The organism is Acidocella sp. (genome assembly GCF_050253495.1).
In the GTDB taxonomy this organism is placed as follows: domain Bacteria; phylum Pseudomonadota; class Alphaproteobacteria; order Acetobacterales; family Acetobacteraceae; genus Acidocella.
The window spans coordinates 1-11,552 of sequence record NZ_JBFWIX010000038.1; the positions used below are offsets into that span (position 1 = coordinate 1).

Below are 11,552 nucleotides of genomic sequence, written 5' to 3' on the forward strand. Positions count from 1 at the left end.
TCGCCATCGTCACGCCTGGCCTCTACCCGGATCGCCTGGCTCTCCACAGTCCGCGCCTCCGCGCGATCCGCCCGGGCGCGGACCGCCTGATATAGATCTGGCAGGGACAAAAACCGCTCATCATCGGGTCGCAAGAACCATTCCGAGGACACCCGGCCTAGCCGCTCACCACGGCTGACATCCACCTTAAATCCCGCCGCACCAGCCCGGCCAGCATTGGATTCCCCAGCCGCCACCACGGCAGACATATTGATGTTCATGGCAATTCTCCATGACAGGCCCCGGAAGACACTCTCCCGAACCAAAACCCGTCATGAAAATCCCAGCAAAACTCTGACTCTTAGTGCTGGAACGGAGCCAAGGGCCAACAGGGTTATCTACAACTGTGGTACATATTATGTGCCGCACCCGGGCTCAGTGCCACCTGCGAAAGACCCTCCGTTCACCGTCCAGATTTTTGCGAACCCAGTAGCGTGTGGCTTATACTTTTCCGCCATTTTATCTGTTCTTGCGTCAACTTTTTTTATGACAAAATTGGTGTCCGTTTGATCAGAATTGACCATGATCAATGACCAAATGCCCGGATGAGGTTCAGACGATAATCATGAAAAAACCTCTGCCTTCTGCCCTTCGGCTATCCGCCTTCGTCATTGCTGCCGCGGTTTCCGTGTCCGCCGCTACCGCTCAGCCTTATGCGGGTATGGGGAACGGCCAAGGCTGGGGATCAGGTATGATGGGCGGCAGTTGGGGGCAAGGTGGATTTGGTTACGGAATGGGGCCGGGTATGATGGGGGGTGGTATGATGGGGAATTACCCCGTGTCAGCCGGCTGGGGCGGCAAGGTACTCAGCTTTGATGACGCGCAGAGTTACATTCAATACGGCAACGCGCACGGTACGGCGGATACCAAGGCCAATAGCGTGACCTTCACCGGCGATAACGTGGTCATTAATCTTGTCGCCGTACAGCCCGGCTATAAAGATCAGACCTTTGAACTTCATGGCCTTACCAACCCCACCATCATTGTACCGCGCGGCGCCACCGTGCAACTCAACCAGCTCAACATGGATTACGGCAATAACATGGAGCATACAGTGGTGATCACCAGCGTGCCGCCGCCTTATCCATATATGGCCATGATGTATCTGGGCCAGCCGCAAGTACCGCCCATGCCGGAACTGCCCTGGCGCAGCGGCGATGATTTGAAAACAGCGCAGTATGCGGCCCTGGGTGAGAGTTTCGTGGCCAGCGCACCGGGCGAATACTGGTACGTGTGCCCGGCTCCGCAACATGCCGAGGAAGGTATGTACGGTAAATTCATCGTGCAATGAGTTGCTTTCGCCGTCACTGAAACTGAGCCGACCGGCATCGCCATCGCGCCGAGAATCCGGTCGAGCACCAAGCCGAAGCTTGGATACAATACGCTGGAAGCGACGGATATACCGTCCATGCTGTGGCTTACACCACGATTGCCACAGCGAGTCTGTAGTCAGATTTCCGAAATCGTTTGGCGCAGCATCTCGCGTACGGTTCCAGCCAAGCGGGCAAGTTCTTGATTTTCTATGCCCTGCATGGAGGCAACCGGATCGACCGCCGAGACCTCAACATTTCCGTCCTCGTGTTGCTGCACAATCACGTTGCACGGGAGCATGGTGCCGATCTTGTCCTCGATCCCGAGCGCCTGATAGGCCATTTTCGGATTGCAGGCGCCGAGGATGCGGTACGGGCGAAACGCGACGTCGAGCTTCTTCTTAAGCGTCGCTTGCACATCGATATCTGTGAGCACGCCGAACCCATGGGTCTGTAATGCCGCCACTGTTGCAGCAACTGCCTCGTCGAATGGCAATGTCAGTGTCTTCGAAATGTGATAACTCATCTGGGAATCCCTCCTTCGATTTTTCTGCTATTCTCAGCGCGTGGTGAGCTTGCCGTACACCCCGTTTATCACACTCTGGCTGCGACCTCCTCCAGCCTCAGCCGCCGCAGCCGCAACGCGTTGCTGATGACCGAGACAGAGCTCAGCGACATCGCCAACGCCGCGATCATCGGACTCAGCAGCACGCCGAACACCGGGTAGAGCACGCCAGCCGCGACCGGCACGCCGATGCCGTTGTAGATGAAGGCAAGAAACAGGTTCTGGCGGATATTGCGCATCACGGCATGGCTCAGTGTTCGCGCGCGCGCAATGCCGGCGAGATCACCCTTTACCAGCGTCACCCCAGCACTTTGCATCGCAACCTCGGTGCCAGTGCCCATGGCGATGCCAATATCGGCTTCAGCGAGTGCTGGTGCATCGTTCACGCCGTCACCGGCCATGGCGACGATCCGGCCTTCCGCCCGCAACCGGCGCACGATTTCATGTTTGCGCTCCGGCAGCACATCGGCGTCCACTTCGGTGATGCCAAGCTGGTGCGCAATCGCCTCTGCCGTGCGCCGGTTGTCGCCGGTCAGCATGACGATACGCACCCCCTCAGCCTTGAGCGCATCAAGCGCCGTGCGCGTGGTCGACTTGATCGGGTCGGCAATCGCTACCGCCCCGGCCAGCTTACCATCGACGGCGATAAACAACGCCGTCGCACCGCTTGCACGCAACTCGTCAGCCTCGTCCGCCAGCGCGCCCAGTCCCGCACCTTCCGCCTTCATCAAGGCAGCGTTGCCGAGCGCGATGCGCCTGCTCTCGATTTGCCCGCGCACGCCCTGGCCGGTGAGCGATTCAAAGCCGGTGGGATCGCCAAGCGTGATCTTGCGCTCACCGGCGGCGTGCAGGATTGCCGCCGCCAGCGGATGTTCGCTCGCGCGTTCGAGGCTCGCTGCAAGGCGCAACACCTCTTCCTCGGCAAAGCCGGGCGCAGGCATGATGGCAGTAAGGCGTGGCTTACCCTCGGTCAGCGTGCCGGTCTTGTCGACGACCAGCGTGTCGACCTTCTCCATCCGCTCCAGCGCCTCGGCCGAGCGGATCAGCACGCCGGCGGTGGCGCCCTTACCAACCCCGACCTGGATCGACACCGGCGTGGCGAGCCCGAGCGCGCAAGGGCAGGCGATGAGGAGAACGGAGACGGCGGCGACCAGCCCGTAAGCGAGCGACGGCGCCGGTCCCCAGACCGCCCAAGCCGTAAAAGCGAGTACCGCAACCCCGATAACGACGGGAACAAACCAGCCGGAGACAAGGTCGGCGAGGCGCTGGATCGGCGCGCGCGAGCGTTGGGCGTCGGCGACCATCGCGACAATGCGCGCAAGCACGGTGCCCGCGCCCACCACATCGGCACGCATCACCAGCGCGCCGGTGCCGTTCACGGTGCCGCCGATCAGCATGTCCCCCACCTTCTTGGCAACCGGCATCGATTCCCCCGTAACCATGGCCTCATCAACCGTGCTGTGGCCTTCGAGCACGGCGCCATCGACCGGCACTGCATCGCCAGGCCGCACGCGCAGCCGGTCACCAGCTTTAACCTGATCGAGCGTCACCTCCTCGTCAGTGCCGTCATCCCGGATGCGCCGCGTGGTTTTCGGTGCGAGATTGAGTAACGCGCGGATCGCGCTTCCCGTCCGGTCGCGGGCCCTGAGTTCGAGCACCTGACCGAAGATGACCAGCACGGTGATCACGGCCGCGCTCTCAAAATAGGTCGCGACCGAACCATCAGCACCGCGGAATCCGGCGGGGAAGATGCCGGGCGCGATAGTGGCAACCACGCTGTAGAGATAGGCCGCGCCAGTGCCGAGCGCGATCAGCGAGAACATATTGAGGCTGCGATTCACCACCGAGCGCCAGCCGCGCGTGAAGAAGAAGGACCCCGCCCACAGGACGGCGGGGGTGGCGAAGATCAGTTGGAGCCAGCTCGAGAGCCCTGGCGGCACAGCCCGCGCGAGCACCGCGCCAAGGCCCGGCACGTAGACGCCCATCGCCAGCACCACCACCGGCACAGCAAGAACGAGTGATGCCCAGAAACGCCGGCGCATATCGCACAGCTCCTCGTTCTCTCCAGCATCAGCCGTGGGTGCTGCTGGCTCAAGCGCCATGCCGCAGATCGGGCAGTTGCCCGGATGATCCTGCCGAACCTCGGGATGCATCGGGCAGGTATAGATCGTACCAGGCGCCGAGGGCGGCGCCGCTGGCTCGTCGGCCAGATAGCGGTCCGGATCCGCGATGAATTTCTCCCGGCAGCCCTGGGAGCAGAAATGGAATGTCCGCCCCTCATACTCGGCTTGGTGCTCGGACTTGGTTGGATCGACGGTCATGCCGCAAACCGGATCTTTTACCCCGTCGGATACCGGCATGGCGTGATGATGGTGTGCGTGATGCTGATGATCGTCCATGGGGTACTCCATGAGTCACTGGCGTTGTCCTCGGGCTGCTTGCCGAGAAGTCTATCTTACCCTATATACCCCCCAAGGGTATGGTATCAAGGGTACAGTTTCATGCATGACGCGGCACGGCAGAAAGTAATCCAGCGGCTGAAGCGGATTGAAGGCCAAGTTGGCGGCTTACTGCGCATGGTTGATGATAATCGCTATTGCATCGACATGCTGACGCAGATCAGTGCCGTACGCGCCGCTTTGCACAAGGTCGAGGAGGAGATCTTGCGCGACCATTTGAGCCATTGTGTTGCAGATGCGTTTAGCTCAGGCAGTGCCACCGACCAGCGCCATAAGGTGGAAGAATTGGTGCAAACGCTGGGCCGGATGACACGGTAATGCGCAACGCTGCAGCCAGGCGTGGGTGTAAACGGTCGATGGTGGGTTTGGTCCGCCTCGCCGTGGCGCTGTTGTTTATGCTGGCCTCTTCGCCAGGATGGGCAGCGGCACCTTATTATGCCAATGGCGGGTCTGCCGCGATGACAATGCCCATGCCGGATACAATGCCGGCGCCGTCCAAGCCCTGCTGCCCCAAAGCGACCCCGGCCTGCCCGTGCGGGACCAACGCATTTAGCGCCTTACCACTCGCGGCAGCCGCGCCACCCGTCATCGCCCTGACGGTTCTTCGTTACGTGGTACAAATTCAGGTGGCTTTGCCCGGCCAGATCATCCCGCCCATCTCGCCGCCGCCGCGCAAACTGGTGTAATCTCTGGCGGTGCAAACCGCCGCGCCGTTACGCGGCTACTCCTGTTCCATTCAGACAGCTTGCAGGGTTACACCAAAATGCACACCAATTTGTCACGCCGCCATATTCTCATGGCGGGCGCCACCACAACGGCGCTTTCAGTCCTTCCCAATGCCGCGGCGTTCGCCGCTTCCACGCGGCGCCTCACGGCAGCGACACGCACCATTGTCGTCAATGGCAAGGCGGCGACGATGTTTGCCATCCTTGGCGCTGACGGCCAGCACGGTGCCGTGCTGGCCCCCGGCGAGCGTTTCGCGGTCAATCTCGATAACCGCTGCGGCGAACCGACCATCATCCATTGGCACGGACAGACGCCGCCCGTGGCGCAGGATGGTGTAACGATGACCGGCTACGAATCGCCGATCTCCAACGACGCTGGCCAAGCCTATGATTTTGCGGCGCGCCCCGGCACACACTGGATGCACTCGCATCTCGGCCTGCAGGAGCAGAAGCTGATGGCAGCGCCGCTGATCGTGCATACGGCTGACGATCTCCGCGCCGATATGCAGGAGGTCGTTCTGATGCTGCATGACTTCACCTTCAAGAACCCCGCGGAGATTCTGGCCAGCCTGACCGGCCAAAATGGCCAGGGCAGCATGGGTGGCATGGGCAACATGACGGGGTCTTCTGCTCCTATGGGCGGCATGGCCATGGGCAACGGTCCTGACCTCAACGATGTTGATTTCGACGCCTATCTCGCCAACGACCGGACGCTGGACGATCCGCAGATCGTTCGGGTGGAGCGGAGCGGGCATGTACGCTTACGGATCATTAACGGCGCCACGGCAACCGCATTCTGGATCAGCACAGGGGGCGTTCCAACACGGCTGATCGCTGTCGATGGCGATCCGGTGCAACCCTTCGACATCTCGGCGCCCTTGCCGATTGCCGAAGGCCAGCGGATTGACCTGCTTCTTGCGCTTCCCACCGGTGAAGGCGCTTATCCCATACTGGCACAACGCGAAGGAGATACGGCGCGGACGGGCATTATTCTCGCCACGCCGCAGGCGAAAATCGTAAAATTAGCGGCGGCGGCGCAGGCGGTGACAGGTGCTTGTGGCATCACGCTGGAAACCAAGCTGTTTGCGCAGACACCCCTCGTCAACCGACCCATCGACCGGGTTCACCAAGTGGTGCTCGCCGGCAGCATGACGGGATATGATTGGACGATCAACGGACGGCAATGGCAAAATCATGAACCTCTGCAAGTGAAACAAAGCGAACGCGTCGCACTCGATATCTTCAATCACAGCATGATGTCGCACCCGATGCATCTGCATGGCCATCACTTCCAGGTCGTTGCCATAAACGGTACGGCCGTGCAGGGAGCCATGCGCGACACCGTGCTGGTGCCGCCCATGAGCCGCATCAGCTTGGCATTCGATGCCGTAAATCCGGGGCGCTGGCTGTTTCACTGCCATAATCTCTACCATATGGCCGCCGGCATGATGACTGAAGTGCAGTATATTTAACAACGGTGATCCGGCGGCGCCTTGAGCGATATCAAGGCGCTGCCATCATTTAGGCGATATGAATAACCAACAAGATGGTCTGAAATCTTCATGAAAGGAACTGCGATATGTCTGGTTTTTTCCGTAAAGCTAGCGGCACAGCCTTGGCGTTCGCTGTCACCGCGCCGGCCGCATGGGCAGATTCTGCGGCAAGCAATACGGCAGGAGGTGGAGGTGCTGCCTTCCAAGGGCCCGGCTGGAATGGCTACGGGCCAGGGCCTTGGATGATGGGCGGATGGGGCGGTGGCATGCCGATGATGGGATATGGCGGTTGGGGCGGTTACGGTGGAGGGGGATGGCTCATGATGATCTTTGGCGCTGTTATTGTCGTGGCACTTCTGGTGTTCATCTTCCGCGCACTCTCCTGGACGGCGCATGCACCACATCAGCAAATGCCCCATTCCGGCGTCGGTTCGGCCGGCTTGCACGCGCTCGATGAGCGTTACGCGCGTGGCGAGGTCAATCGCGAGGAATATCTGCAGAAGAAACGCGATATTCTTGGAAGTTAACACATAGGACCTGCTTGTGGCCCATTGGCCTTGGCCGCAAATTTTTGTGAATACCAGAGTTGAGGGAGAAACCGGTAGGTCGGCAAGTTGTTCGCGCGCGAACGAGACAGCCATCTCCGATGTCGAAGCGGTGAGGCGCGTAATTGCGCGCTCATAGTCTGGCGGCAAATATATCCCACGCGGGTCCAGTCGAAATTCTTATCTTGCTGCCCAAGGGCCGCCCCAGTCATCTCGTGCTGGGGCCGGAGTCAGCATGGCCCCAGCGCCTCGATGATGCGGCAGCTGCCAACGGTGCCGCCATGGCATGAAGCGATCATCGCGGCCAGTTCCCGCTGCAAGGCGGTCAGGTCGGCGATCTTCCGTTCCACCTCGGCGAGGTGGCCGCGGGCCAGGGCGTCGACCGTCGCGCAGTCGCGCCCGCGATCTTCGGAAAGCTCCAACAGGGCGCGGATCTGGTCCAGGGAGAAGCCCAATTGCCGGGCGCGTCGGATGAACGACAGCCGCCCCAGCTCCGCCTCGCCGTAGCTGCGGTAATTGCCGCCGGACCGGCTGGGGGGTGGCAGCAGCCCGATCTTCTCATAATACCGGATCGTCTCGGCCTTGGTGCCCGTCGCCTTGCCGAGCGTGCCGATCGTCATCACCATCCGCTTGACCCTCTAGTTGCTACAGGGTGCATGTAATTGGCCATCGACCGAATCTGAAGGGATGACGAGATGGCGGGTGGTTGCTGCGGCGGCTGCGAACCGGCACCGCCGCCGAAGGACACGGCGTGGCGGCGGGTGCTGTGGATCGCGCTCGCGGTGAATCTGGGCATGTTCGTGGTGGAGGTAACCGCCGGTGTCTCCGCCCGCTCCGCCGCGCTGCGGGCGGACGCGCTCGACTTCCTGGGCGACGCCGCCAACTACGCCATCAGCCTCGGCGTGGCCGGGCTGGCCTTGCGCTGGCACGCCAGGGCGGCGCTGCTGAAAGGCGCCTCGCTGCTGGCGCTGGGCACATGGGTGCTCGCCAGCACGGCCTGGATGGCCGTCTCCGGCACGCTGCCCGCCCCGGAGACCATGGGGGCAGTCGGCGTGCTGGCCCTGGCCGCGAACCTGTCCTGCGCGCTGCTGCTCTGGAGCCACCGGGGCGGGGACGCGAACCGCAGCTCGGTCTGGATTTGCTCGCGGAACGACGCGATCGGCAATGTGGCGGTGGTCGCGGCGGCGTTCGGCGTGTTCGGCACCGGCACGGGCTGGCCGGACCTTCTGGTCGCGGTGGTGTTGGCCGGGTTGGGCGTCAGTGGCGGGAGGCAGATTGTCGCCAAGGCCCGGCGGGAGCTGCGGGTCGAGCCAGCGCGCATGGATGCGCGTGAGGGCAGGGAGATGGGTTAGCACCGGGGGCTCTGACGTATGGACTTACGCCCATTCCCGGACTTGATCTAACGGCGCGTTGGAGAACGGGCTGGCCTATCGGGGCGTCCGCTCGTGTGTGTGCCGGTGGTGCAGGTCTGGGTAATGCGCGTGCCTGTGCACCAGCCGCGCGTGCCGGTGCCTGTGTGAATGCGGCTCGCCCGACGGCGCGTCCTCAGCGTGCTCATGCCGGTGGTGCTCGTCGTGGCTGTGGCGGTGCTCATGCACCATCTCTGCGTGGACATGCTCGTGCTCATGCCTCTCCGCTAGATGCAGCCAGAGGCCGAGGCCCATGAGCGCGCCCGAGACCAGCAGCCTGACGGACAGCGGCTCGCCGAGGAACGCCACCGCGATCGCCGCGCCCACGAAGGGCGCGAGCGAGAAATACGCGCCGGTGCGGGCGGTGCCGAGGTGGCGCAGCGCCAGCACGAACAGGACTAGGCTCACCCCGTAGCCGAGGAATCCCACCAGCCCCGCCGCCAGGATCAAACCCGGCGCGGGGAAATGCCCGCCGGCGCCGAGCGCCAGCGCCACGTTCGCCGCCCCGGCGACCAGCCCCTTCAGCATCGCGATCTGCACCGGATCGGCCGAGGAGAGCTTGCGGGTGAGGTTGTTGTCGATGCCCCAGCACAGGCAGGCGCCGGCGATCAGCCTGGCACCGAGGTCGAGGCTCGCCCGCCCCTGCCAGGACAGCAGCGCCGCCCCGGCCAGGATCGCGAAGGCGCCGAGCAGCAGGCGGCGGTCCACATTCTCGCGGAAGACGACCCAGGCGATGCTCATGGTAGCCAGCCCCTCCAGGTTCAGCAGCAGCGAGGCGCTGGCGGCGCCCGTGTGTGCCAGGCCGAACATGAGCAGCAGCGGCCCGCCGAGCCCGCCGGAGAGGATCACCAGCCCGAGCCAGGGGAGGTCCGCGCGCCGCAGCGGCGCCTCCGTTGCCGGAAGGCGCAGCACGGCGCGGAAGGCGTCGATGCAAGCAAGGCCAAGCCCGGCGCCCAGGTAGAGAAGCCCGGCCATCATCCAGGGGCTCACCGCCCCGAGCAGGATCTTGGCGAGCGGCGTGCTAGCGCCGAACAGGACTGCCGAGAGAAGGGCGAGCAGGATGCCAGTGCGGAACATAGCGGCACCCTAGCCCAGCCGGGCTGGATTGTCGCTCGGATCAGATGACATGGTCAGACCGCACCTCGCAGATTTCTGCTGTCGCCGTTGTCTCAAACTGAATTGTGGGGCCAAGCCCCTGGTTGCGCACCCGCAAGGGGTGCGCTTCTGGGCGATCCGCCAAGCGGATCGCTGCTTGGTCGGGCCTATGCCCGTCCCCAAACGGCAGCGTTTCAAGCCAATCGGTCCAGCATTACATGAAGAGGATGCAACGCCCTGCTCTCTAATCCGCCCCATCCCCATCCAGTTCAGCACTGACATCTCCCGCCTTCCGTGCCCCCTTCCCCGCACCGGCTTTTGCCTTCGCTTTCCAGGCCCTCTTGCGCATGACATTGATGGCGGTGGCATCGAGCGTGTTCTTCAAGTGGATCGCATAATGCTTCTCGATCATCTCAACCGAGGTGCGGCAATTTTTGGCGACCTGATAAATATCCGCCCCTTCCATCAGCCGCATGCAGATATAGGTATGGCGCAAACTATAGGCGGTCCGAGCCTTGCCATCCCGGTCCAGCTTCAATCCGGTGCGCGCCAGCAGATTATTGAACAGCTTGATGTGATTCCCCGGGAAGACCAGATCGGTCGGCCCCGGATATTCCGGCGCGGACGGGACAGGTGCGTCCCCGCCAGTCCTGCGCCGGTGCTGCCGCTCCCGGCGGGATTCCGCCTGCACCGGCTTGGCCCGCGCCAGCAGCCGCTGATAAACCCGCACCGCCCCCGGCATACTCTTGCAATGCCCGACCCCGCGCTTGCCGCGAACCTCGATCTCCAGAAGCTCCTGCTTGCCGTCACCCTCGGCAATCGTCACATCCCGATGCTGCAGATTAAACGCCTCATCCGGCCGCAACCCGGTATTGGCCATGAACAGCACGAAGTCATAAACCTGCTCGGCATTCCACTTGAGGTGTGAGCGGAACGGTTCCTTCGCATAAGCCCGCGCCGCCTCGTAAAGCTGCTTGTACTCCTCGGGGCTGAACCAGGGCCGGTGGGTGATCTTGCCCTGGGGCCGGTAAGGCGGCGTCAGGTCCGGCAGATGCTCCAGCCAGCCATGACGAATGGCGGTTTTAAGCACCATGCGCAGGGTCACCACCTCATCATGCAGCGTGCTACGCGCCGGCGGCTTGGCCTTCGGCTTATGTTGACTCTTCGAATGCGGGTTGGGCGCGGCATAGCTCGTCATCCGGTGCACGCGGTATTCCTGCACCTTGCCGGGCGTCACCTTGTCCAACGGCAAGGCCCCAAAGAACGGCAACAGATGCACCCGCAACCGGATGCCATGGCTCTCGGTCCATTTCTCGGAGCGCTCGCCTTCCGTGATGACCCCGTATTCCTTGAGGAACTGATCGGCCGCCTTCCTGAAGGTCGGGCGGTCATTCAACACACCCGCTTCGGCCTGGCCGTGCAGTTTGAAGTACCAGCTCTCCGCCGCCTTGGCGGCCAGCTCCTGGCCTTCCTGCTTAGTACTGAATTGTCGCTGCTTTCCGCCAACAGACGCCCGCGCCTGCCAGAAGCGGCTATTGCCGCGCTGATAAATCTGAACCTTTCCACCCAACAGCTCGACGGTCGGCATGACACCCCCTTGCGCATAACGCGCTCCGGTTGAGGATCAGTGGCAGACCACGACCATAGGCCATCAGGTTTGGGAATCCGAGTTAAATTACCCTAAGACTACCCTAGTGCGCCGGACAGCAAAAAGCCTCCCGGAGGAGGCTTTAATGTGTTGATTTCATTTGACAAGTTGGTTGCGGGAGTAGGATTTGAACCTACGACCTTCAGGTTATGAGCCTGACGAGCTACCGGGCTGCTCCACCCCGCGTCAAAAGCATAACCGCCCTTACTTTGCCTACTGGCATTTTAGGGCGGTTATTTTGTTTGATAGGCTGGAGGACCTGGC

At 62.4% G+C, this 11,552-nt stretch carries 10 protein-coding genes, 1 tRNA gene and 1 pseudogene; 5 read left to right on the forward strand and 7 right to left on the reverse strand.

Annotated elements, in window-relative coordinates; all coding sequences use genetic code 11:
- Positions 1–248: pseudogene (locus AB7D48_RS16940) on the reverse strand (DUF932 domain-containing protein); the annotation flags it as partial.
- Positions 249–604: 356 nt separating this feature from the next.
- Here AB7D48_RS16940 and AB7D48_RS16945 point away from each other — a divergent pair.
- Positions 605–1,330: a hypothetical protein gene (locus tag AB7D48_RS16945; RefSeq protein WP_427981629.1), complete on the forward strand. Its 726-nt coding sequence runs from the start codon at positions 605–607 to the stop codon at positions 1,328–1,330.
- A gap of 158 nt (positions 1,331–1,488) precedes the next feature.
- On the opposite strand, the gene AB7D48_RS16950 is transcribed toward AB7D48_RS16945, so the two are convergent.
- Both AB7D48_RS16950 and AB7D48_RS16955 read right to left on the reverse strand, forming a co-directional pair.
- The gene (locus tag AB7D48_RS16950) at positions 1,489–1,875 is read right to left on the reverse strand and encodes a DUF302 domain-containing protein (RefSeq protein WP_297490419.1); all 387 of its coding nucleotides are present in this window, start codon (positions 1,873–1,875) and stop codon (positions 1,489–1,491) included.
- A 68-nt stretch (positions 1,876–1,943) separates the two neighbouring features.
- On the reverse strand, positions 1,944–4,313 hold the full coding sequence (locus tag AB7D48_RS16955) for a heavy metal translocating P-type ATPase (protein ID WP_427981631.1): 2,370 nt from the start codon (positions 4,311–4,313) through the stop codon (positions 1,944–1,946).
- A 102-nt stretch (positions 4,314–4,415) separates the two neighbouring features.
- On the opposite strand from AB7D48_RS16955, the gene AB7D48_RS16960 reads away from it, so the two are divergent.
- The 3 genes from AB7D48_RS16960 (at position 4,416) to AB7D48_RS16970 (ending at position 7,118) form a co-directional block, all read left to right on the forward strand.
- Positions 4,416–4,691, forward strand: a complete 276-nt coding sequence (locus AB7D48_RS16960; RefSeq protein ID WP_427981633.1) for a metal-sensitive transcriptional regulator — start codon at positions 4,416–4,418, stop codon at positions 4,689–4,691.
- Positions 4,692–5,136: 445 nt separating this feature from the next.
- A complete protein-coding gene (locus AB7D48_RS16965) occupies positions 5,137–6,570 on the forward strand; it encodes a multicopper oxidase family protein (RefSeq protein WP_427981636.1) in 1,434 nt (477 codons plus the stop codon).
- A gap of 107 nt (positions 6,571–6,677) precedes the next feature.
- Positions 6,678–7,118 (forward strand): SHOCT domain-containing protein, encoded by a 441-nt coding sequence (locus tag AB7D48_RS16970; RefSeq protein WP_427981638.1) that lies wholly within the window; start codon positions 6,678–6,680, stop codon positions 7,116–7,118.
- Between the two features lie 248 nt (positions 7,119–7,366).
- Here AB7D48_RS16970 and AB7D48_RS16975 read toward each other — a convergent pair whose 3' ends face one another.
- A complete protein-coding gene (locus tag AB7D48_RS16975) occupies positions 7,367–7,759 on the reverse strand; it encodes a MerR family transcriptional regulator (protein WP_295745140.1) in 393 nt (130 codons plus the stop codon).
- A 72-nt stretch (positions 7,760–7,831) separates the two neighbouring features.
- Here AB7D48_RS16975 and AB7D48_RS16980 point away from each other — a divergent pair, with 72 nt between their 5' ends.
- Positions 7,832–8,488: a cation transporter gene (locus AB7D48_RS16980; RefSeq protein WP_427981640.1), complete on the forward strand. Its 657-nt coding sequence runs from the start codon at positions 7,832–7,834 to the stop codon at positions 8,486–8,488.
- 75 nt (positions 8,489–8,563) lie between these two features.
- Here AB7D48_RS16980 and AB7D48_RS16985 read toward each other — a convergent pair whose 3' ends face one another.
- The 3 genes from AB7D48_RS16985 to AB7D48_RS16995 form a co-directional block, all read right to left on the reverse strand.
- A complete protein-coding gene (locus AB7D48_RS16985; RefSeq protein WP_427981642.1) occupies positions 8,564–9,622 on the reverse strand; it encodes an EamA family transporter in 1,059 nt (352 codons plus the stop codon).
- A gap of 262 nt (positions 9,623–9,884) precedes the next feature.
- Positions 9,885–11,228 carry a tyrosine-type recombinase/integrase gene (locus AB7D48_RS16990; RefSeq protein WP_427981644.1) on the reverse strand — a complete coding sequence of 448 codons (1,344 nt, stop codon included), beginning with the start codon at positions 11,226–11,228 and terminating at the stop codon, positions 9,885–9,887.
- 169 nt (positions 11,229–11,397) lie between these two features.
- Positions 11,398–11,474: transfer RNA gene (locus tag AB7D48_RS16995), tRNA-Met, on the reverse strand.
- Positions 11,475–11,552: the final 78 nt, after the last annotated feature.